Source organism: Actinacidiphila glaucinigra (assembly GCF_035918135.1).
Lineage (GTDB): Bacteria > Actinomycetota > Actinomycetes > Streptomycetales > Streptomycetaceae > Actinacidiphila > Actinacidiphila glaucinigra.
In genome coordinates, this window is record NZ_CP109144.1 from 5437501 (window position 1) to 5460107 (window position 22607).

Annotated in this window: 16 protein-coding genes and 2 rRNA genes (1 of these 18 running past the window's edge); 10 read left to right on the forward strand and 8 right to left on the reverse strand. The window is 70.1% G+C overall.

The window, feature by feature from the left end:
- Positions 1-2540: ribosomal RNA gene (locus OIE69_RS24460) — 23S ribosomal RNA — on the forward strand (it extends 582 nt beyond the left edge of the window).
- A gap of 98 nt (positions 2541-2638) precedes the next feature.
- Positions 2639-2755, forward strand: a 5S ribosomal RNA gene (gene rrf / locus OIE69_RS24465).
- Between the two features lie 147 nt (positions 2756-2902).
- On the opposite strand, the gene OIE69_RS24470 is transcribed toward rrf, so the two are convergent.
- Genes OIE69_RS24470 through OIE69_RS24490 form a run of 5 tightly spaced genes read right to left on the reverse strand, consistent with a single transcriptional unit; the run spans position 2903 to position 8338 of the window.
- The gene (locus OIE69_RS24470; RefSeq protein ID WP_326575622.1) at positions 2903-4213 is read right to left on the reverse strand and encodes a DUF58 domain-containing protein; all 1311 of its coding nucleotides are present in this window, start codon (positions 4211-4213) and stop codon (positions 2903-2905) included.
- Positions 4214-4231: 18 nt separating this feature from the next.
- Entirely contained in the window at positions 4232-5200 is a 969-nt protein-coding gene (locus OIE69_RS24475) for an AAA family ATPase (protein ID WP_326575624.1), read from the reverse strand.
- On the reverse strand, positions 5197-6423 hold the full coding sequence (locus tag OIE69_RS24480; RefSeq protein WP_326575626.1) for a DUF4350 domain-containing protein: 1227 nt from the start codon (positions 6421-6423) through the stop codon (positions 5197-5199). The genes OIE69_RS24475 and OIE69_RS24480 overlap by 4 nt, the downstream gene beginning before the upstream one ends.
- Complete coding sequence (locus tag OIE69_RS24485) at positions 6420-7085, reverse strand: DUF4129 domain-containing protein (protein ID WP_326575628.1); 666 nt, start codon at positions 7083-7085, stop codon at positions 6420-6422. Before OIE69_RS24485 ends, OIE69_RS24480 begins: the two co-directional genes overlap by 4 nt.
- The gene (locus OIE69_RS24490; RefSeq protein WP_326575630.1) at positions 7085-8338 is read right to left on the reverse strand and encodes a DUF7544 domain-containing protein; all 1254 of its coding nucleotides are present in this window, start codon (positions 8336-8338) and stop codon (positions 7085-7087) included. Before OIE69_RS24490 ends, OIE69_RS24485 begins: the two co-directional genes overlap by 1 nt.
- Positions 8339-8481: 143 nt before the next feature.
- On the opposite strand from OIE69_RS24490, the gene mtnA reads away from it, so the two are divergent.
- The 7 genes from mtnA to OIE69_RS24525 all read left to right on the forward strand — a co-directional run bounded on the left by mtnA (position 8482) and on the right by OIE69_RS24525 (position 17174).
- Positions 8482-9618, forward strand: coding sequence for an S-methyl-5-thioribose-1-phosphate isomerase (gene mtnA, locus OIE69_RS24495; protein WP_326575632.1), 1137 nt, complete (start codon positions 8482-8484; stop codon positions 9616-9618).
- A complete protein-coding gene (gene mtrA, locus OIE69_RS24500; RefSeq protein WP_078620260.1) occupies positions 9615-10304 on the forward strand; it encodes a two-component system response regulator MtrA in 690 nt (229 codons plus the stop codon). The genes mtnA and mtrA overlap by 4 nt, the downstream gene beginning before the upstream one ends.
- 1 nt (position 10305) lies before the next feature.
- Entirely contained in the window at positions 10306-12294 is a 1989-nt protein-coding gene (mtrB, locus tag OIE69_RS24505) for an MtrAB system histidine kinase MtrB (RefSeq protein WP_392567564.1), read from the forward strand.
- Positions 12294-14120: an LpqB family beta-propeller domain-containing protein gene (locus tag OIE69_RS24510; RefSeq protein WP_326575636.1), complete on the forward strand. Its 1827-nt coding sequence runs from the start codon at positions 12294-12296 to the stop codon at positions 14118-14120. The genes mtrB and OIE69_RS24510 overlap by 1 nt, the downstream gene beginning before the upstream one ends.
- 210 nt (positions 14121-14330) lie before the next feature.
- Positions 14331-15149 (forward strand): ComF family protein, encoded by an 819-nt coding sequence (locus OIE69_RS24515; RefSeq protein WP_392567676.1) that lies wholly within the window; start codon positions 14331-14333, stop codon positions 15147-15149.
- A gap of 417 nt (positions 15150-15566) precedes the next feature.
- Positions 15567-16250, forward strand: a complete 684-nt coding sequence (gene hpf, locus OIE69_RS24520) for a ribosome hibernation-promoting factor, HPF/YfiA family (RefSeq protein ID WP_326575638.1) — start codon at positions 15567-15569, stop codon at positions 16248-16250.
- A gap of 171 nt (positions 16251-16421) precedes the next feature.
- Entirely contained in the window at positions 16422-17174 is a 753-nt protein-coding gene (locus OIE69_RS24525) for a response regulator (RefSeq protein WP_018564114.1), read from the forward strand.
- Between the two features lie 14 nt (positions 17175-17188).
- On the opposite strand, the gene OIE69_RS24530 is transcribed toward OIE69_RS24525, so the two are convergent.
- Together OIE69_RS24530 and OIE69_RS24535 are read right to left on the reverse strand one after the other, a co-directional pair.
- On the reverse strand, positions 17189-18358 hold the full coding sequence (locus OIE69_RS24530; protein WP_326575641.1) for a winged helix-turn-helix domain-containing protein: 1170 nt from the start codon (positions 18356-18358) through the stop codon (positions 17189-17191).
- Positions 18359-18472: 114 nt separating this feature from the next.
- Complete coding sequence (locus tag OIE69_RS24535; protein WP_326575643.1) at positions 18473-19063, reverse strand: GNAT family N-acetyltransferase; 591 nt, start codon at positions 19061-19063, stop codon at positions 18473-18475.
- 207 nt (positions 19064-19270) lie between these two features.
- Between OIE69_RS24535 and secA the strand changes: the two genes are divergently transcribed.
- Complete coding sequence (secA, locus tag OIE69_RS24540) at positions 19271-22063, forward strand: preprotein translocase subunit SecA (RefSeq protein WP_326575645.1); 2793 nt, start codon at positions 19271-19273, stop codon at positions 22061-22063.
- A gap of 87 nt (positions 22064-22150) precedes the next feature.
- On the opposite strand, the gene OIE69_RS24545 is transcribed toward secA, so the two are convergent.
- A complete protein-coding gene (locus OIE69_RS24545) occupies positions 22151-22591 on the reverse strand; it encodes an Rv3235 family protein (RefSeq protein ID WP_326575647.1) in 441 nt (146 codons plus the stop codon).
- Positions 22592-22607 lie beyond the last annotated feature (16 nt).

Here is a 22607-nt window from a genome sequence, read left to right on the forward strand (position 1 = left end):
AGTGAAATAGTACCTGAAACCGTGTGCCTACAAGCCGTGGGAGCGTCGGACATCAGCTTGCTGGTGTCTCGTGACTGCGTGCCTTTTGAAGAATGAGCCTGCGAGTTTGCGGTGTGTGGCGAGGTTAACCCGTGTGGGGTAGCCGTAGCGAAAGCGAGTCCGAATAGGGCGTTTGAGTCGCATGCCCAAGACCCGAAGCGGAGTGATCTAGCCATGGGCAGGTTGAAGCGTGGGTAAGACCGCGTGGAGGACCGAACCCACCAGGGTTGAAAACCTGGGGGATGACCTGTGGTTAGGGGTGAAAGGCCAATCAAACTCCGTGATAGCTGGTTCTCCCCGAAATGCATTTAGGTGCAGCGTCGTGTGTTTCTTGCCGGAGGTAGAGCACTGGATAGGCGATGGGCCCTACCGGGTTACTGACCTTAGCCAAACTCCGAATGCCGGTAAGTGAGAGCGCGGCAGTGAGACTGCGGGGGATAAGCTCCGTGGTCGAGAGGGAAACAGCCCAGAGCATCGACTAAGGCCCCTAAGCGTACGCTAAGTGGGAAAGGATGTGGAGTCGCACAGACAACCAGGAGGTTGGCTTAGAAGCAGCCACCCTTGAAAGAGTGCGTAATAGCTCACTGGTCAAGTGATTCCGCGCCGACAATGTAGCGGGGCTCAAGCGTACCGCCGAAGTCGTGTCATTGCAGCATTACTCCCAACGGAGGCTGTGATGGGTAGGGGAGCGTCGTGTGCCGGGTGAAGCGGCCCTGTAAGGGAGTCGTGGACGGTTCACGAGTGAGAATGCAGGCATGAGTAGCGATACAAGAGTGGGAAACTCTTGCGCCGATTGACTAAGGGTTCCTGGGTCAAGCTGATCTGCCCAGGGTAAGTCGGGACCTAAGGCGAGGCCGACAGGCGTAGTCGATGGACAACCGGTTGATATTCCGGTACCCGCTTTGAAGCGCCAGCGCTGAACCCTCTGATGCTAAGCCCGTGAAGCCGCCCTTGATCTCTTCGGAGTGATGGGGAGTGGTGGAGCCGGTGACCCGAGGTGGTAGTAGGTGAGCGATGGGGTGACGCAGGAAGGTAGTCCAGCCCGGGCGGTGGTTGTCCCGGGGTAAGGGTGTAGGCCGAGTGGTAGGCAAATCCGCCACTCATTGAGGCTGAGACCTGATGCCGAGCCGATTGTGGTGAAGTGGATGATCCTATGCTGTCGAGAAAAGCCTCTAGCGAGTTTCATGGCGGCCCGTACCCTAAACCGACTCAGGTGGTCAGGTAGAGAATACCGAGGCGTTCGGGTGAACTATGGTTAAGGAACTCGGCAAAATGCCCCCGTAACTTCGGGAGAAGGGGGGCCATTGCTGGTGAGGGGATTTACTTCCTGAGCTGGTGGTGGCCGCAGAGACCAGCGAGAAGCGACTGTTTACTAAAAACACAGGTCCGTGCGAAGCCGTAAGGCGATGTATACGGACTGACGCCTGCCCGGTGCTGGAACGTTAAGGGGACCGGTTAGCTCCATTTCGGTGGGGCGAAGCTGAGAACTTAAGCGCCAGTAAACGGCGGTGGTAACTATAACCATCCTAAGGTAGCGAAATTCCTTGTCGGGTAAGTTCCGACCTGCACGAATGGCGTAACGACTTCTCGACTGTCTCAACCATAGGCCCGGTGAAATTGCACTACGAGTAAAGATGCTCGTTTCGCGCAGCAGGACGGAAAGACCCCGGGACCTTTACTATAGCTTGATATTGGTGTTCGGTTCGGCTTGTGTAGGATAGGTGGGAGACTGTGAAGCGGTGGCGCCAGCCATTGTGGAGTCGTCGTTGAAATACCACTCTGGTCGTGCTGGATGTCTAACCTCGGTCCGTGATCCGGATCAGGGACAGTGTCTGGTGGGTAGTTTAACTGGGGCGGTTGCCTCCTAAAGAGTAACGGAGGCGCCCAAAGGTTCCCTCAGCCTGGTTGGCAATCAGGTGTTGAGTGTAAGTGCACAAGGGAGCTTGACTGTGAGACTGACGGGTCGAGCAGGTACGAAAGTAGGGACTAGTGATCCGGCGGTGGCTTGTGGAAGCGCCGTCGCTCAACGGATAAAAGGTACCCCGGGGATAACAGGCTGATCTTCCCCAAGAGTCCATATCGACGGGATGGTTTGGCACCTCGATGTCGGCTCGTCGCATCCTGGGGCTGGAGTCGGTCCCAAGGGTTGGGCTGTTCGCCCATTAAAGCGGTACGCGAGCTGGGTTTAGAACGTCGTGAGACAGTTCGGTCCCTATCCGCTGTGCGCGTAGGAGTCTTGAGAAGGGCTGTCCCTAGTACGAGAGGACCGGGACGGACGAACCTCTGGTGTGCCAGTTGTCCTGCCAAGGGCATGGCTGGTTGGCTACGTTCGGGAGGGATAACCGCTGAAAGCATCTAAGCGGGAAGCCTGCTTCGAGATGAGGACTCCCACCCCCTTGAGGGGTTAAGGCTCCCAGTAGACGACTGGGTTGATAGGCCGGATGTGGAAGCCCAGTAATGGGTGGAGCTGACCGGTACTAATAAGCCGAGGGCTTGTCCATAGGTTGCTCGCGTCCACTGTGTAGTTCTGAAACAACGAACCCCGGCCCCCTGCTGTTTTGTGGGGTGGCTGGTGCCGGTTCGTACAGTTTCATAGTGTTTCGGTGGTCATAGCGTTAGGGAAACGCCCGGTTACATTTCGAACCCGGAAGCTAAGCCTTTCAGCGCCGATGGTACTGCAGGGGGGACCCTGTGGGAGAGTAGGACGCCGCCGAACAATTATTAGCCTCAGCCCCTGAGTTTCGACTCGGGGGCTGAGGCTTTTTTGCGTTGGCCTCCATGCGTTGACCGCCACGGCAGGCTGGGCGGGCAGAGGGCACTCTGCCCGCCCAGCCTGCTTTCGAGATCCTCTTGCACCCGTTCTCTACAGGCGGCCGGCGGCCTTGAGAGCGAGGTAGGCATCCGCCAATGCGGGGGCGATGTCGGCGGGCGGGGCATCGACGACGGTGATGTTGTGCCGGGAGAGGCGCTGGGCGACGCGGCGGCGTTCAGCACGTGCCTGTTCGGCGGCCGCGGCCGCGTACACGGCGTCCACGCTGCTGCGGCCCTTGGCCATCTCTTCGATGCGGGGATCCGCCACAGAGGCGATGAGGACCTCGTGGCGATGGGTGAGCTGGGGGAGGACAGGCAGCAGGCCCTCTTCCATCGGCGCTGCGTCGAGCCCGGTGAGGAAGACGACGAGGGAGCGCTGCGTGGCCCGTTGGAGGACTGTGGCGACCAGACCGCGGGCGTCGGACTCGACGAGCTCGGCCTCGAGTGGAGCCATGGCGTTGACCAGGGCGGGGAGCATGTCGCGGGCTGCCCGGCCCTGGACGGAGGCGCGCACGCGGCGGTCGTGGGCCAGGAGGTCGACACGGTCGCCCGCACGGCCTGCGAGGACGGCCAGCAACAGGGCTGCGTCCATGGCGGCGTCGAGGCGGGGTGCGTCGCCGACGCGGCCGGCGGCGGTGCGGCCGGTGTCGAGGACGATGAGGATGTGGCGGTCGCGTTCGGGGCGCCAGGTGCGGACGGCGACGGTGGCCCGGCGTGCGGTCGCCCGCCAGTCGATGGAACGGGTGTCGTCTCCGGGGATGTACTCGCGGAGCGAGTCGAATTCGGTTCCCTGGCCCCGGATGAGCACGGACGTCCGTCCGTCGAGCTCGCGGAGGCGGGCCAGGCGCGACGGCAGGTGCTTGCGGCTGTGGAAGGGCGGGAGGACCCGGAGCGTCCAGGGGACGCGGTGGGAGCCCTGCCGGGCGGCCAGGCCGAGGGGGCCGTAGGAGCGGACGGTGACGCGTTCGGCGTGCCGGTCGCCGCGGCGGGTGGGATGGAGTGTGGTGGTGACGCGGCGGCGCTCGGCGGGCGGGATGGTCAGTCGGTGACGCGACGCGGCGACCTCGGTACCCGGGTACCAGCTGCTGGGGGGCCAGGCGTCGCGGAGGCGGGCACGCAGCGGGCGCCGACTGCGGTTGGTCACGGTGAGGACGACCTCCGCCGCCTCCCCGAGTCGAACTGATGTCTCACCGGATCGGGTGAAATGGAGCTTTCGTACTGGCGCGGCGAGTCCGAGGTCGCACAGAATTCCGAACAGAAGGATGCCTTCGACGAGCAGAATGCCGTTCCGGCCGGGGAGCAGCAGACCGACGGCGAGGGCGCCGAGGGCGGCCAGTAGGGCGGTACGTCCGGTGAGTGCCATGGTCGGTCGTCGCCCGTCTCAGCGCGGTACGGGGACGCGGGCGAGCACCGAGGTGATGACCGAGTCGGGTGTGGTGCCTTCCATCTCGGCTTCGGGCCGCAGTTGGATGCGGTGCCGGAGCGTGGGGAGGGCGAGGGCCTTGACGTCGTCGGGGATGACGTAGTCGCGGCCGGTCAGCCAGGCCCAGGCACGGGCGGTGGCGAGCAGGGCGGTGGCTCCCCGGGGGGAGACACCGAGGGTGAGAGAGGGGGATTCACGGGTGGCTCGGCAGATATCGACGATGTAGGCCGTGATGTCGGCGGAGACCTGCGTCTTGGCGACGGCGGCCCGGGCGGCGTCGAGGTCGGCGCGGCCGGCGACCGGCCGCAGACCGGCGGAGTCCAGGTCCCGGGGGTTGAAGCCGTCGGCATGGCGGGTGAGGACGTCGATCTCGGTCTCACGGGAGGGGAGCGGCAGGATCAGCTTCAGGAGAAAGCGGTCCAGCTGTGCCTCGGGGAGCGGGTAGGTGCCCTCGTACTCGACGGGGTTCTGGGTCGCCGCGACGAGGAACGGCTCGGGCAGTAGCCGTGGGATGCCGTCGACGGACACCTGGCGCTCCTCCATGGCCTCCAGGAGGGATGCCTGGGTCTTGGGCGGGGTGCGGTTGATCTCGTCAGCGAGCAGCAGATTGGTGAAGACGGGTCCCGCCTGGAAGGAGAACTCGGCGGTGCGGGCGTCGTAGACGAGGGAGCCGGTGATGTCGCCGGGCATCAGGTCGGGGGTGAACTGGACCCGCTTGGTCTCGAGCTGGAGGGATGCGGCCAGGGCGCGTACGAGAAGGGTTTTGGCGACTCCGGGGACGCCTTCGAGGAGGACGTGGCCCCGGCAGAGCAGGGCCACGACCAGGCCGGTGACGGCCGGGTCCTGGCCGACGACGGCCTTGGCGATTTCGGTGCGCAGGGCCTCCAAGGAGGCGCGGGCGCTGTCGGCGGTCGGGGCGGCGCTCACGGGGTGGCTTTCCTCTCGTTGAGAAGGACGCGGCGTTCCAGCGCGTCAAGGTCGTCGGCGAGACGCAGCAGGGCCGCGTCGTCGGGGGGAGGGGGACCGTGGAGCAGGCTGTGCGGGTCGACGGCGGGGTCGTCGAGCCGGGCGGCCACCGCGGCGGGCAGGACGTCCGGATCGTGGGCCTGGGACGGGGGGACGCCGAGCAGCGGGGCGAGTCGGTCGCGTGCGGCGGTGCGCAGCACCTCTGCGGCGCGGCCTCGGGCCCGGCCGTGGCGGTAGAGGCGGGCACGCCCCTCGGTCGCCTCGGAGGCGCGGACGGTGGCGGGCAGCCGCTCCGCGACGACGGGGCCGAGGCGACGGGCGCGCCAGAGAGCCGCGAGGGCAGCGGCGATGAACAGCTGGAGCACTGCCCAGTTCCAGCCGTCGGGGATGAGGTCGAGGAAGCTTTCCTGGCCGCCGCCGAAGGCGGAGGCGTCGCTGAGTGAAGGGAGGTACCAGACGAGTTTCGGGTGGGCGCCGAGGATCTGCAGTGCGAGCGAGGCATTGCCCTGCTCGGCGAGGTTCTCGTTCTGCAGGAGCGTGTGGGTGCCGAGGACGACGGTATCGCCGCCGTTGGCTGCGGGGAGGCGCAGCAGGGTGAAGTCGCCCGGGGCGTCGGGGTAGCAGCGGTCGGCGTCCCCTGAGGACGTCGCGTAGCTGCCGCCGCCCGTCTCGGCGGAGCCGGCGGTGCGGGCGGCGGTCAGGCCGCACCCGGGTTCGAGGACGCGGACGGGGACGGGCCCCGTGTAGTGGACGCCCGGAGCGAGTCGTCCGATGGAGGGCTCGCCGGGGGCGAGGAGGACGAAGCGGCCGCCCGAGCGCTCCATCGCCTCGTGCACCGCGTCCTGCTGACGCTTCGTCAACAGGTCGGGCGCGGTGACGAGGACGGTGGTGCCGGGACCGGCGGCGGCCACGGCCTCATCGGTCGTGGTGACGACCGTGGTGGTCACACCTTGGTCGTGGAGGAGTTGAGCGACGGCCCGGCTGCCGGACGGGTCGGGAGAACGGGGGTCGAGTGCGTCATGGTTCTCACCGGTGCGCGCGGCGGCGTAGAGGACGCCGAAGACGATCAGGGTGAGGAGCGCCGCGAGCAGGGCGCGAGAGCGGGTCCACAGCTGGCCCGCGGTCGGCGAGGCCGAGGTCGTGGCCGGGGCCGGCACCTGCGCGGGGGACGGGGTGTCGCTCACGGGCGGGAACCTCCGGTGGCGGCCGTACCGCTCTCGGCCAACCGGGGCTTGGTGCGCTGCACTTCGGTGTCGAGTTCGCGCAGGGCAGCGTAGGCGTCCGGGGTGCCCGGGCGGTCCCCGTAGGTGACGTCGTCGAAGGTGCGGGCGGCGTCCGCGAGGCGGGCGGCGAGGCCGGGGAGGGTACGGCCCGCTTCGGCGGCGGCCTCGTCCGCGGTCCGGCCGGGGCGCGGGTCGAGCAGGGTCCGCTCCTCCAGGGAGCGCACGATCGCGCGCATCCGTTCCCGGACGGCCTCGCTCCACCGGTTGTGGCGCGCGTGTTCCTCGGCGGTGGCCCGGTGTTCGGCGGCGGACCGTGGGGCGTCGGTGAACAGCCCTGTGCCCGTGGTGGGCTGGGCGCGCAGCTTGCCGAGCCGCAGTCGCAGGGCGATGACCAGCAGCACGACCACGACGACGATCGTCACCAGGCCGGCGGCGCCTCCGGGGGTGGCCCCGGAGGCGGTGTCCAGCAGATGGTCGAACTTCTCCCAGAGCCAGTTCAGGGTGCGTTCGAGCAGGCTCGGGTCGTCGCGGTGGTAGATCCCCTTGGACAGTTCGTCCTCGGCGGCCTCGCGGGCGGGGCCGCGGGGAATGGTGACCGGTACGTCGTCCCCCGACACCGGCATCAGCTGCCGGTGGCCGAGCTGTTGCCTGGTGCGCCCGCTCCGCCGAGGGCGTCGGAATGGCCGGGGATGCCCGCGGCACGGGCGAGTTCGATGTCCAGGGCCTCGCGGCGGATCCGCTGATCCATGTAGAGCAGGGCGGTAACGCCGGCCTGGATGGGGAAGGTGATGGTGGATCCGATGACGGCCCCGATCCCGATGACGATCAGATACGTCCAGCCGAGACCTGCCTGATTGCCCGAGGCGAAGGCCGACAGGCCGTCGCTCCCGGCGACCATTCCCACCACCACGAAGGGAATCTGGATGATCGACGAGACGATGTAGACAAGGATCATGGTGAGCAACTGGATGCCCAGAATGCGCCACCACGAGCCCCGGACCAACTTGACCGAGCGGGCCATGGACTTGAGGACGCCCTGCTTCTCCAGCATGAGGGCGGGTGACGCGAGGCTGAAGCGGATCATCAGCCAGACGACCACACCGAGGGCGACCACGCCGCCGAGGAACGCCAGGCCCACACCCGCGGCCGTGGCGCCGCCGACCGCGACGAGGACGCCGGGGACGATGCCGATGGCGATGATCCCGCCGCCGATCAGGCTGAGCAGCAGCGTCAGCCCGAACAGGCGCGGCAGCTGGTGGCGGGCGTCGGACCATGCCTCGCCCAGGGTCACCTGGTGGCCGAGCACGGCCCGGCTGATGACCATGGTGAGCATCGCCGTGGCGATCACCGACCCGAGCAGAGTGATGACCAGGGCGAGCCCCCCGGCGGCCAGCGTGCCGCCGACGGCGTTCATGACGTCGCCGAACGAGGGGTCGGCACCTTCGTCGAGGGAGTTGATCGTCGCGCTGTCGTCGAGCATGAACCCCTGGACCAGCAGCATGGCGCCCTGGGTCAGCAGCGAGACCGCGAAGGAGATGGTGAGTACGGTGCGCCAGTACGCGCGCATCGTGGAGACCGCGCCGTCGAGGATCTCACCCATGCCGAGCGGCCGCAGCGGGATGACGCCGGGCTTGGGCGACGGCGGGGCACCCCAGTGCGGCTGCTGCCAGCCGGACGGCGCCGGGCCGCCCCAGACCGGGCCGGTGGGCGGAGGCGGGACGCCCCGGCCGCCGGTGGCCTGCCACTGCCCGGCGGGCGGCTGCTGCTGGGACCAGTTCTGCGGCGCAGCATCCTGCGGCGCGCCGGGACCGTCGCTGCGGCCCGGTTCGCCGGAGGGTGAGGATCCGGGCGAGGCCCAGCCCGGAGAGTCGTTCATCGTCGCTCCTTCGCTACTGCGCTACCTACTCGTCCAACGGCGGGACGGTGGCCATCGTGCCATGGGCGCAGTGGGCTTGTACCTGCGGATGCGGAGTACCGCAACCGTTCAAAACGTGCTGCCGTTCACGGCAGACTGAGCAGATGGGTGATCAGCACGTGGTATTTCTGGCCAACGATTCCAAGGGCAATCCCGACGAGCCCCTGCCGGCGCTGCGCTGGGAGGAGCCGCCGGAGGGCCCCGTCCTCGTCCTCCTCGACCAGACCAGGCTGCCCGGCGAGGAAGTGGAGCTGGTCTGCACCGACGTCCCCGCCCTCGTCGAGGCCATCCGAGGCCTCGCCGTGCGCGGCGCCCCGCTGCTCGGCATAGCGGGCGCCTACGGCGTCGCGCTAGCCGCCGTCCGCGGCTACGACGTGGACGAGGCCGCCGAATCCCTCGCCCACGCACGGCCCACCGCCGTCAACCTCGCCTACGGCGTCCGGAGGGCCCTCGCCGCCTACCGGGCCGCCCTCACCGGCAGCGCCGGCGGCGACCCCGAAGGCGCCGCGTCGGCGGCACTGGCCGAGGCCCGCAACCTCCACGCCGAGGACAAGGAGGCCAGTGCCGCCATGGCCCGGCACGGCCTCCAGCTGCTCGCCGAGCTCCTCCCCGGCGGCGGCTACCAGATCCTCACCCACTGCAACACCGGTGCGCTCGTGTCCGGCGGCGAAGGCACCGCGTTCGCCGTCACCCTCGCCGCCCACCGCCAGGGCCAGCTGCGCCGCCTGTGGGTCGACGAGACGCGCCCCCTGCTCCAGGGCGCCCGCCTCACCGCCTACGAGGCCGCCCGATCCGGCATGGCGTACACCCTGCTCACCGACAACGCCGCCGGGTCACTCTTCGCCGCCGGCAACGTCCACGCCGTCCTCATCGGCGCCGACCGCATCGCCGCGGACGGCTCCGTCGCCAACAAGGTCGGCAGCTATCCACTCGCCGTGCTCGCCCGGTACCACAACGTGCCCTTCATCGTCGTCGCCCCCAGCACCACCGTCGACCAGGGCACCGCCGACGGCTCGTCCATCGAGATCGAGCAGCGTCCCGGGCACGAAGTGACCGAATCGGCCGGAAACCCTGTGGCGCCGCTCGGTACCCAGGCGTACAACCCTGCGTTCGACATCACACCCGCGGGTCTGATAACGGCAATAGTCACCGAAAACGGCGTGGTTTCGCCGGTCACCCCCGATGCCCTGGCAGCTTTGTGCCCGTCTCGTGCTCCAGGTCACGATCAGGTAATGGGATGATGGTCGCTATGAAGGGACGCGTCCTGGTCGTCGACGACGACACCGCACTGGCAGAGATGCTCGGCATCGTGCTGCGCGGAGAAGGTTTTGAGCCGTCGTTCGTGGCCGACGGTGACAAGGCCCTCGCCGCCTTCCGAGAGACCAAGCCTGATCTGGTTCTCCTCGACCTCATGCTCCCCGGACGGGACGGCATCGACGTATGCCGCCAGATCCGGGCCGAGTCCGGGGTCCCTATCGTCATGCTCACGGCGAAGAGCGACACGGTCGACGTCGTCGTGGGCCTGGAATCCGGCGCCGACGACTACGTCATCAAGCCGTTCAAGCCCAAGGAGCTCGTCGCCCGCGTGCGGGCCCGGCTGCGCCGGGCCGAAGAGCCCACCCCCGAGCAGCTCACCATCGGTGACCTGGTCATCGACGTGGCCGGCCACTCCGTCAAACGGGACGGTCAGCCCATCGCGCTGACCCCCCTCGAGTTCGACCTGCTGGTCGCCCTCGCCCGCAAGCCCTGGCAGGTCTTCACCCGCGAGGTGCTGCTCGAGCAGGTCTGGGGCTACCGGCACGCGGCCGACACCCGCCTGGTCAACGTGCACGTCCAGCGCCTGCGCTCCAAGGTCGAGCGGGACCCCGAGCGCCCCGAGATCGTGGTGACCGTCCGCGGCGTTGGCTACAAGGCCGGGCCGGGCTGACATGGCCACCGCGTACGAGCGTGAGCGGATGGAGAGCCGGCACGCGGACCCCCTGACGGGTCTGCTGCCGGTGCTCCGCTCGTTCGTGCGCTGGGCCCGGCGGCCCCTGCAGCCCGCCGTACGGCTCTGGCGCCGCAACATCCAGCTGCGCGTGGTCGCCACCACCCTGCTGATGTCCCTCGGTGTCGTCCTGCTCCTCGGCGTCGTCGTCATCGGGCAGGTCAAGAACGGACTGCTCGACGCCAAGCGGCAGACCGCCCAGAGCCAGGCCGTCGGTGGCTTCGCCGTCGCCAAGGAGACCGCCCGCGACGTCACCGGCAACAGCGACACCGACGCCGGTTCCGACGGGCACAGCCGGAACGACACCGCCACCTGGCTCAACAACCTCGTCGAAGGGCTCGCCAGCAGCGGCCAGGGCGTCTACTCCGTCGTCGCCCTCAGCTCCGACGCGCAGGAGCAGCCCGTCAGCCTCGGGTCCGACAGCCCCGGCACACACGCACCCCGCGGCTCCGGCGGCGTCCGGCCCGAGGAGAGCGTGCCCGCGGACCTGCGCAAGGCACTCGACGAGGAATCCGGCGTCTTCGAGCGCTACACCTCGATGAAGAGCGACAGCCTCCCCGACGGCGAGCCCGCCCTCATCGTCGGCCAGCGCCTCAGCGACCCCAACGGCAAGCCCTTCCAGCTGTACTACCTCTTCCCCTTCGACCAGGAGGAGAAGACCCTCGGCCTGGTCAAGGGCACCCTGGCCACTGCCGGCATCTTCGTCGTCGTCCTGCTCGGCGCCATCGCCTGGCTCGTCGTGCGACAGGTCGTCACACCCGTCCGCATGGCCGCCCGGATCTCCGAGCGGCTCGCCGCCGGACACCTCCAGGAGCGCATGAAGGTCACCGGTGAGGACGACATCGCCCGCCTCGGCGAGTCCTTCAACAAGATGGCCCACACCCTCCAGGTCAAGATCCAGCAGTTGGAAGACCTGTCGCGGATGCAGCGCCGCTTCGTCTCGGACGTCTCCCACGAACTGCGCACCCCGCTGACCACCGTCCGCATGGCCGCCGACGTCATCCACGAGGCCCGCGAGGACTTCGACCCCGCCACGTCCCGCTCCGCCGAACTGCTGCAGAACCAGCTCGACCGCTTCGAGTCGATGCTCTCCGACCTCCTGGAGATCAGCCGCTTCGACGCGGGCGCCGCCGCCCTGGAGGCCGAGCCCATCGACCTGCGCGACGTCGTACGGCGCGTCGTCGACGGCGCCGAGCCCATCGCCGAACGCAAGGGGAGCCGCATCGTCGTCCACGGCGACGAGCAGCCCGTCACCGTCGAGGCCGACGCCCGCCGCGTCGAGCGCGTCCTGCGCAACCTCGTCGTCAACGCCGTCGAACACGGCGAGGGCCTCGACGTCCACGTCCGCATGGCCTCCGCGGGAGGCGCCGTCGCGGTCGCCGTACGTGACCACGGCGTCGGCCTCAAGCCCGGCGAGGCCACCCGCGTCTTCAACCGCTTCTGGCGCGCCGACCCCGCCCGCGCCCGTACCACCGGTGGTACCGGCCTCGGGCTGTCCATCGCCCTCGAGGACGCCCGCCTGCACGGCGGCTGGCTCCAGGCATGGGGCGAGCCCGGCGGCGGCTCCCAGTTCCGGCTGACCCTGCCCCGTACCGGCGCCGACGGCCTGCGCGGATCACCGATCGCCCTCGAACCCGAGGACTCCCGGCGCAACCGAGACCTCGCCACCGCGCTCTCCCACCGGGGCATGCCCGCAGGCGCCACCGCGCTCGACGCCGCCACGCCCCCGGCCCCCGCGCAGCACAGCTTCCCGGCGCCGCGGTTCGCCGCGCCCGCCATCCCCTCCATGCCGTTCACCCCGCCGCGGCCACCCGCCGCCGACCCCGCGGCCCTGCCCGGCAACGGCGCACGGGTCGTAGGACACCGTGCGGGCGGCGGCACGGTCACCCACCCCACGACAGCGGACGAAGCGCGGGAGGACGACGACTGATGCGCGCGAAGGGGGGCGGCCTCCCGAGGCCGGCCGTTGCGGGCGTGCTCCTGAGCGGACTCGTGCTGCTCACGGGCTGCGCGTCCATGCCCAGCAGCGGCGAGGTGCACAAGGTCGGCGGTGAGAAGCACGCCGACACCGACCCCCAGGTCCGGGTCTTCGGCGTCAAACCGCAGGGCGGCGAGACCCCCAGCGACATCGTCAGCGGCTTCCTCGAGGCCATCACCAGCGACGAGGCCGACTACGCCACCGCCAAGCTCTACCTGACCAAGGACCAGGGCAAGCGCTGGAAACCCGAATCGGGGATAACCGTCCTCGCCGGAGGAATCGCCCAGGCGCAGGAACCGGGCACGACGACCGACGGCAAGGACGGCGACAGCACCCAGATCACCCTCACCGGCACCAAGGTCGCCACCGTCGACGAGCGGCACGCCTACAGCGCCGAGGACGGCACCTTCAGCAGCGGCCTGCGCCTCACCAAGGAAGACGGCGAATGGCGCATCGCCGGTGTGGCCGACGGCCTGGTGCTGAGCGAGGCCGACTTCCAGCGCTTCTACCGATCCGTCGACACGTTCTACTTCGCCTCCCCCGGGCCGGGCCCCAAGGAGGCGGCCGCCGGCCGGGACGCCCTCGTCGCCGACCCGATCTACCTGCGCAAGCGCATCAACGCGCTCAGCAACGCCGTCAACGCCCTCCTCGCCGGGCCCACCGACTGGCTGGAACCCGTCGTCACCTCGGCCTTCCCCACGGGCATACGGGCCGAGGAGGTCGAGCTCGACGACTCCCAGCGCGTCACGGTGAAGCTCAAGGGGTCACCCGGCGGCGACGGCGCGCGCTGCGAACGGATGGCCGCCCAGCTGATCCAGACCGTCCAGGGCATGTCGTCCACGCCCGTACCCTCGGTCGAACTCCAGGGCCCCTCCGGTCGCACCCTGTGCACGCTGCAGCGCGGCGACGCCAATGCCTACGCGCCGGACAAGCTCGTCGGGGAGAGCAACGAGCAGTACTTCATCGACGCGGAGCACCACCTCGTCAGCCTCAGCGGTACGGGCACCGCCCAGCCCGCCGCGGTCGCGGGCCCCTTCGGGGCGGGAACGTTCAAGGTGGGCTCGGCCGCCGTACGGCGCGACGAGCAGTACGCCGCCGCCCTCACCGAGGACGACGCGAGCCTCTATGTGACCGGCCTGAGCGCCGACGCCCAACTCGGACCGGTCGTCCTGCGCAGCCAGGCCGCCGACCCGAAGAACCGCCTCACGACCCCCAGTTGGGACGGCTACGGAGACCTCTGGATCGCCGACCGCGACCCCAACCGGCCGCGGCTGCTGATGTTGCCCGACGGCGCCGGCAGTCCGGTGTCCGTCGACGTGCCGGATCTCGGTGACGGGCGCATCGAGGCGCTGCGGGTCGCGGCCGACGGCGTGCGCATCGCCCTGCTGGTCCGCGACGGCGACCACACCACCCTGCGGCTCGGGCGGATCGAGCGCACCGGGACGGCCGCCGACCAGAAGATCACGGTGGCGGAGCTGCGCAGCGTCGCACCGCAACTCGAGGACGTCATAGCGGCGTCCTGGGCCGGGTTCAGCCGGCTGGTCGTGGTGGGACGCGAGGCCGGGGGAGTGCCGCAGATCCAGTACGTGGACGCGGACGGCTCCGGCACGTCCTCGTCGAGCCTGCCGGGTATCAGCGGCGTGGTGTCGGTGGCGGCCTCGGAGCGCCAGGACAAACCGCTGCTCGCGGAGCTCGACGGCGGCGTCTTCCGGCTGCCGCCCGACTCCAACTGGAAGGAAGTCGCGCCCAAGGCCGGCTCGCCCGTCTACCCGGGCTGACGGCCCCCTCGGTTCGTCCCGGGCTTCCCGCCGCGCGCGGCGATCGCGAGGGCGATCGCGGGGGCGGGGGCGGGGGCGGGGAAAGTTATCCACAGGCTGGGGACGGGGCTGGTGGTGATTGCCCGTTCCCGGCATCGTTGAGTCATGCGGGGAGCACGGGGACGGCGGGGCCTGCGGGGCGGCCGCGCCGTGCGGTCATGGTGGCGGGAGATGTCGGGGCTGCTGCTGCCAGCCGAGTGCGCGGGGTGCGGGGCGCCGCGGACCGTGTTGTGCGAGGAGTGCGGCGCGGCGCTGCACGAGCCGGGGGCGCGCGAGGTCCGGCCGGACGCGCCGCCCGAGGGGCTGCCCGCCGTGTGGGCGGCGACCGTCTATGCGGACCAGCCGCGCGCGGTGCTCTTGGCGCACAAGGAGCGCGGCGCGCTGGGCCTGGCCCGGCCGCTGGGCGAGGCCCTGGCGGGCGCGGTCTACGCCGCGGTGCGGGGAGGGGGAGGGGGTGGGGCCCCCGAGACGCGGCGCCGGGAAGTCGGCCTTACCCTCCCCCCGCCCACCCTCCCCCCGTTCCTCCTCGTCCCCGTCCCCTCCTCCCGGCGGGCGGTCGCCGCCCGCGGCCACGACGCGACCCGCCGCCTCGCCCTCGCCGCCGCCGCGGACCTGCGACGCGACGGGCTGACCGTCCGGGTCGCCGCGGTGCTGTGGCAGCGCCGAGCGGTGGCCGACCAGTCGGGCCTCGGCGCCCGCGACAGGCCCGCGAACCTCTCCGGCGCCCTCACCGCCGTCCGCGGCGCCGATCGCCTCCTGAGGACCGCCCCGGTGGTGCTGGTGGACGACCTGATGACCACCGGCGCCTCGCTCGCCGCCGCGGCCCGCGCCGTCGAGGAGGCCGGAGGCCGGGTCCTGGCCGCGGCGGTCATCGGCGGCCCTGCGCCGCTGCGCCACCCCGCGGGGGGCCGGAGCGGCCCGGGCGGTGGCCGGAACACGCCGGACGGCCGACGAGGCCGGGCACCCGGGACGCCGGCCCCGCCCCGGTGAGCCGGGGAAGGGGAGGCCCGCACCCCGGCCCCGAACAGGCGCCCGAACGGGGAGCGGAATCCGAAGGTCAGGAGCGATCTCGCAGGTGGCACAACGGGCATTTCACCCGAAGGGAGGTATAGCGCTTCTGGGGGTGCCGACCCCGGGTCCGCGGGTCTATGTTCGGTGGTGAGGGGCGGCGGTGCCCGTAGTGGGCCGCCGTCTCACGGACCGCGAGACGTGGTTCACCCAGGGTTCAGTGGGTGAAGTTCTGTCTTGCGGGGGAGGAGGAGGTGAGAGTCGCGGCTTCGCCGCCCGGGAGCCTCCGAGCGTGCGGAGCGGCAACGAACGTCGACGCCGGGCGGGACCTGGTGCCCGCCGGCCTCAGCGCAAGGGATCGCCCCGTGAGACCGCGGCGATCCGGGAACGGAGTTCTGCGTGGACATCGTCGTCAAGGGCCGCAAGACCGAGGTGCCCGAGCGGTTCCGGAAGCACGCGAACGAGAAGCTGGAGAAGATCCAGAAGCTCGACGGCAAAGTGATGAGCCTCGAGGTCGAGGTGTCCAAGGAACCGAACCCCCGGCAGGCAGACCGTTCCGACCGGGTGGAGATCACGCTGCGCACCCGTGGCCCGGTGATCCGGGCCGAGGCCGCCGCGACCGACCCGTACGCGGCGCTCGACGTCGCGGCGAACAAGCTCGAGGCGCGGCTGCGCAAGGCGGCCGACAAGCGCCGGGTGCATCGCGGCGGCAGCCGGACACCCATGAGTGTGGCGGAGGCGACGGCCGGACTGGCCACGACCGAGTTCAACGGCACCCCGACCGGCGGGGAGACCTCCACGGGCGTGCCCACCACCAAGATCGGCGGTTGTCTCGAGGTCCAGGGTGAAGGACCGCTGGTGGTTCGCGAGAAGACGCACGCGGCAGCACCGATGACGCTCGACCAGGCCCTCTACGAGATGGAACTGATCGGGCACGACTTCTATCTGTTCATCGACTCCGACACGGAACAACCGAGTGTCGTCTACCGGCGGCACGGCTACGACTACGGCGTCATCCACCTCAAGGAGGACCCCTCCGTCGAGGATGCGCCGGCCGGCGCGGGCGGAGCGCTCCGCCGGTGAACTAGCGGCCAGTGGCGGCGCTCCCGGGCGGGAAACGACCATCGCCTGGGAGCGTTGCCGTGCTCGGGCATGAAATCATGGCCGGGCAGCCAATGTGCGGGCGGCACCGCCCGGTTGGACTGGCACGGAAAGTGTGACTACCACGGGCGCCGGCCCGAGGGGGAGGAACCGATGGCGGACAGCTTCGAGCCCGCGCCGGCCGGTGGCGCGGAGCCCGGTACGGGCGCCGCGGGGGACACGGGCGTCGCCGGCGCGCCGCGCAAGGAGCCGATCAGGGTGCTCGTGGTGGACGATCACGCCCTGTTCCGCCGGGGTCTGGAGATCGTGCTCGCGCAGGAGGAGGACATCCAGGTCGTCGGCGAGGCGGGGGACGGCGCGGAGGCGACGGAGAAGGCCGCGGATCTGCTGCCGGACATCGTGCTGATGGACGTGCGGATGCCGAGGCGGGGCGGTATCGAGGCGTGCACCTCCATCAAGGAGGTGGCTCCCAGCGCGAAGATCATCATGCTGACGATGAGCGACGAGGAGGCGGACCTCTACGAGGCCATCAAGGCCGGCGCGACCGGCTACCTCCTCAAGGAGATCTCCACGGACGAGGTGGCCACGGCGATCCGTGCGGTGGCGGACGGCCAGTCACAGATCAGCCCGTCGATGGCGTCGAAGCTGCTCACCGAGTTCAAGTCGATGATCCAGCGCACGGACGAGCGCCGGCTCGTGCCCGCCCCCCGGCTGACGGACCGTGAGCTGGAGGTGCTGAAGCTGGTCGCCACCGGCATGAACAACCGGGACATCGCCAAGGAGCTCTTCATCAGTGAGAACACGGTGAAGAACCACGTGCGGAACATCCTGGAGAAGCTGCAGCTGCACTCGCGGATGGAAGCCGTGGTGTACGCGATGCGGGAGAAGATCCTCGAGATCCGCTAGCCGGGTTCCTTCGGTCAGGAGGCGGCGACGGCTGTGGTGAGGGCCGCGGCGAGCTTGGGGTCGTCGAGGCGTTCGACGCGGATGTCGTCGCAGCCGACCCATGTGGCGGCCTCGCGCAGCGCCTGCGCCATGGGCTCGACGGCGCGCGCGGATTCCAGTGAGACCTGACGGGCGATCAGGGTCGTTCCCTCGCGGGCCGGGTCGGCGCGGCCGACCAGCCGGCCGCCGGCCAGCAGCGGCATCGCGAAGTAGCCGTGTATGCGCTGGGGCTTGGGGACGTACGCCTCCAGGCGGTGGGTGAAGCCGAAGACGCGCTCGGTGCGGGGCCGGTCCCAGATCAGGGAGTCGAAGGGGGAGAGCAGGGTCGTGCGGTGCCGGCCGCCGCGGGAGGCGTCGGCCAGGGCGGTGGGGTCGGCCCAGGCGGGCTTGCCGCCCCAGCCCTCGACCTGGACGGGGACGAGGCCGGTGTCGGCGACGACCGAGTCGACCTGCTCGCCCTTGAGCCGGTGGTAGTCCGCGAGGTCGGCCCGGGTGGCGACGCCGAGTGCGGCGCCGGCCTGGGCGACCAGGCGGCGCAGGCATTCGGTGTCGTCGATGTCGTCGTGGAAGAGGGCGTCGGGTACGGCCCGCTCGGCGAGGTCGTAGACGCGCTTCCAGCCGCGCCGCCGGGTGCAGACGACCTCGCCGGTGTCGAGCAGCCACTCCACCGCGATCTTCGTCTCGGACCAGTCCCACCAGGGGCCGCCGTTCTTGGCGCCGCCGAGTTCGGTCGAGGTCAGGGGGCCGTCGGTCTTGAGCCGGTCCAGGACGGCGGCGGTGGAGCGGTCGGCGTCCTGCAGTACGTGCCAGCGGTGGCCGCGGGCCCGCCGGGCGCGGCGGCGGAAGGAGAAGTGCGGCCATTCCTCGATGGGGAGGATGCAGGCGGCGTGCGACCAGTACTCGAAGGCGTGGTTCTCCGTCCAGTACGCGTCCTCGACGGCGGCGCGGCCGACGGCGCCGAGGCGGGCGTACGGGATGAGCTCGTGGGAGCGGGCGAGTACGGAGATGGTGTCCAGTTGCACCGCGCCCAGCCGCCGCAGGACGCCGCGGACGCCGCCGCGGCGGTCGGGGGCGCCGAGGAAGCCCTGGGCGCGCAGGGCGGTCCGGCGGGCGTCGTCGGCGGAGAGGGCCACGGGCGTCGTCATGGGCCCACCCTAGAAGGCGCCACCGACAATCCGGTCCGGGCCGGGTCCGCGGTCCCCGCCCGGCAGGCGTGCGGGGTCCGCGGCCCGGTCGGCCGCCCCGGTCATCCGCCCTGGTCATCCGCCCTGGTACGGGAGGTAGGCTGCTCCGCCGGTCAGGCCGAGGTCGGAGGGGAGCAGGGAGCCGATCCACGCGTCGCGGCGGGTGTCCTGGTGGACGATCTTGCCGCGCATGGTGCCCTCCATCCGGAAGCCGGTTTTGAGGGCGACGGCGCGGGAGCCGGCGTTGCCGGCCTCGGCGTACCACTCCAGGCGCTCCACGCCGAGTTCCTCGAAGGCCCAGAGGGCGACGGCGCGGGCGGCCTCGGCGGTGAGGCCGCGGCCGCGCTGTTCCTTGGCGGTCCAGTAGCCGAGTTCGGCCTGCCGTTCGGCGGTGTTCAGCTGGGCAAGCCGCACCAGCCCCATGGCACCCACCAGGCGTCCCTCGTCGCGCGTGGTTACGGCGAAGTTGTAGACGGTGTCGTCGCGCCAGCCGTCGGGGCAGGTCCGGGCGACAAACTCCTGCGCGTGTTCGTGGGTGTACGGGGAGGGCACGGGTGTCCAGCGGGGGATCTCCGGGTCCTGGCAGGCGACGCGGACGGCCTCGGCGTCGTCGGGTCCGAAGGGGCGCAGGACGAGACGGCCGGTGGTGAGGGTTATCGGCTCCATGGGTCGGAGTATCCCCGAGCGGGGGGTGCGGTCTCGACCGGAAAAGACCGGATCGGGGCCGCGTTCGGCAGGGAGAACCGCCCGGCTTGGCGACGGACCTCCCGGCCCGCTGGGGTCCTCGCTTACGATGGCCGTTGCAGCGGGGTGTGACCTGCTGTGCCAGCGCGAGAAACCGTGCCAGGCCCGACCGGCAAGGAGCCAGCCTACGTGTCCGTCCTCAACAAGATCCTGCGTGCAGGCGAAGGCAAGATCCTGCGCAAGCTGCACCGCATCGCGGACCAGGTCAATTCCATTGAAGAGGACTTCGTCAATCTGACGGATGCCGAGCTGAGGGCCCTCACGGACGAGTACAAGGAGCGCTACGCCGACGGCGAGAGCCTGGACGACCTGCTCCCCGAGGCGTTCGCCACGGTCCGCGAGGCAGCCAAGCGCGTCCTGGGTCAGCGGCACTACGACGTCCAGATCATGGGTGGTGCGGCGCTGCACCTCGGTTATGTCGCCGAGATGCGCACCGGCGAGGGCAAGACCCTGGTCGGTACGCTGCCGACGTATCTGAACGCGCTGTCCGGCAAGGGCGTGCACCTGATCACCACCAACGACTACCTCGCCGAGCGAGACTCGGAGTGGATGGGCCGGGTGCACCGCTTCCTGGGCCTGGAGGTCGGTTGCATCCTGGCGAACATGACCCCGGCGCAGCGCCGCGAGCAGTACGCCTGCGACATCACCTACGGAACCAACAACGAGTTCGGCTTCGACTACCTGCGCGACAACATGGCGTGGTCGAAGGAAGAACTGGTGCAGCGCGGTCACAACTTCGCCGTCGTGGACGAGGTGGACTCGATCCTCATCGACGAGGCCCGCACCCCGCTGATCATCTCGGGCCCGGCGGACCAGGCCACGAAGTGGTACTCGGACTTCGCCCGCCTGGTGACCCGCCTGAAGTCGGGCGAGGCCGGCAGCATGGGCAAGGCCGAGACCGGTGACTACGACTTCGACGAGAAGAAGCGCACCGTCGCCATCCACGAGGCCGGCGTGTCCAAGGTCGAGGACTGGCTGGGCATCGACAACCTGTACGAGTCGGTGAACACCCCGCTGGTGGGCTACCTGAACAACGCCATCAAGGCCAAGGAGCTCTACAAGAAGGACAAGGACTACGTCGTCATGGACGGCGAAGTCATGATCGTCGACGAGCACACCGGCCGTATCCTGGCCGGCCGCCGCTACAACGAGGGCATGCACCAGGCGATCGAGGCGAAGGAGGGGGTGGACATCAAGGACGAGAACCAGACGCTCGCCACGATCACCCTCCAGAACTTCTTCCGCCTGTACTCCAAGCTCTCGGGCATGACCGGTACGGCGATGACCGAGGCCGCGGAGTTCCACCAGATCTACAAGCTCGGCGTGGTCCCGATCCCGACCAACCGGTCCGTGCAGCGCAAGGACCGGGCGGACCTGATCTACCGCACCGAGGAGGCGAAGTTCGCCGCGGTCGTCGACGACATCGTCGAGAAGCACGAGAAGGGCCAGCCGGTCCTGGTCGGCACCACCTCGGTCGAGAAGTCCGAGTACCTGTCGCAGCAGCTGAACAAGCGCGGCGTGCCGCACGAGGTGCTGAACGCCAAGCAGCACGAGCGCGAGGCGTCGATCGTCGCGCAGGCCGGCCGCAAGGGCGCCGTCACGGTGGCCACCAACATGGCCGGCCGCGGTACGGACATCAAGCTGGGCGGCAACCCGGACGACCTGGCCGAGGCGGAGCTGCGGCAGCGCGGCCTGGACCCGGTGGAGCACGTCGAGGAGTGGGCGGCGGCCCTGCCGGCGGCGCTGGAGCGGGCCGAGGCGGCGGTCAAGGCCGAGTTCGAGGAGGTCAAGGAGCTCGGCGGCCTCTACGTGCTGGGCACCGAGCGCCACGAGTCGCGGCGTATCGACAACCAGCTGCGCGGCCGCTCCGGCCGTCAGGGCGACCCGGGCGAGTCCCGCTTCTACCTCTCCCTCGGTGACGACCTGATGCGCCTGTTCAAGGCGCAGATGGTGGAGCGCGTGATGGCGATGGCCAATGTGCCCGACGACGTGCCGATCGAGAACAAGATGGTGACCCGCGCCATCGCGTCCGCCCAGTCGCAGGTCGAGCAGCAGAACTTCGAGATCCGCAAGAACGTCCTGAAGTACGACGAGGTGCTCAACCGGCAGCGCGAGGTCATCTACGGCGAGCGCCGCCGCGTCCTGGAGGGCGAGGACCTGCACGAGCAGGTGCAGCACTTCATGGACGACACGATCGACGACTACATCGCGATCGAGACGGCCGAGGGCTTCGCCGAGGACTGGGACCTGGACCGGCTGTGGGGTGCCTTCAAGCAGCTCTACCCGGTCACGGTGACCGTTGAGGACCTGGAGGACGCCGCGGGCGACCGGGCGGGCATCACCGCGGACTTCATCGCGGAGATGGCCAAGGACGACATCCACGAGCAGTACGACGGGCGTGAGCAGCAGCTCGGCTCGGAGATCATGCGCGAGCTGGAGAGGCGCGTGGTGCTGTCGGTGCTGGACCGCAAGTGGCGTGAGCACCTGTACGAGATGGACTACCTGCAGGAGGGCATCGGCCTGCGGGCGATGGCGCAGCGCGACCCGCTGGTGGAGTACCAGCGCGAGGGCTACGACATGTTCAAGGCCATGATGGACGGCATCAAGGAGGAGTCCGTCGGCTACCTGTTCAACCTGGAGGTCCAGGTCGAGCAGCAGGTCGAGGAGGTGCCGGTGGACGCCGGCGGCCCGCAGGACGCGGCTCCGACACTGGTCAAGCAGGACGCCCGTCCGGAGATCCGGGCCAAGGGCCTGGAGGCCCCGAAGCGGGCCGACCGGCTGCACTTCTCCGCTCCCACGGTGGACGGCGAGGGCGGTGTCGTCGAGGGCGACTTCGAGAGCGACGCGGGCGCGGAGTCGGACGGTATGACGCGGGCGGAGCGCCGCCGCGCGGCCAAGGGCGGCCGGCGCCGCAAGAAGTAGCGTTCACGCGTTCCGGGGCCGGATTCCTGACGGGGTCCGGCCCCGGCGCGTGTCCCGGCGCGCTTCCTGGTTCGCGTTCCGGTGGGGTCAGTGCGCCTCGACGGCGGCGCAGCGCCAGCCGGTGCCGGCGCCGGCGCGTGCCGGCCCCTCACGTCCCGGTGCCGGTGCCTCGCGGCCCGGGCGCTCCAGCCGGAAGGCGAGGGCCCGTGCGACGTGCGGGGTGAGCAGGACGACGGCGCTGACCTCGACGGCGGTGCCGTCGAGGACGGGGGAGACGCGCGGCGGCCCCAGCAGCCGCGGCAGGTGGCCGCGGGAGACGTAGCGCCAGTCGGCGCGGGCTCCCGCCAGGTCCCAGAGCCGGTCATAGGCTTCGGGCCGCATCCGTCCGGCGAGGCTGGTGATGGGCCGTCGTCCGGTGAGGACCTCCAGCAACCGTCCGGCGAACCAGACGTGCGGTGGCAGGGCGGTGACGTGCCGCGCCGAGGAGGGCGCCGGCGCGGACGCGGGCATGGTTGTCAGGACAGGCATGGTGTGGACCCCCGTG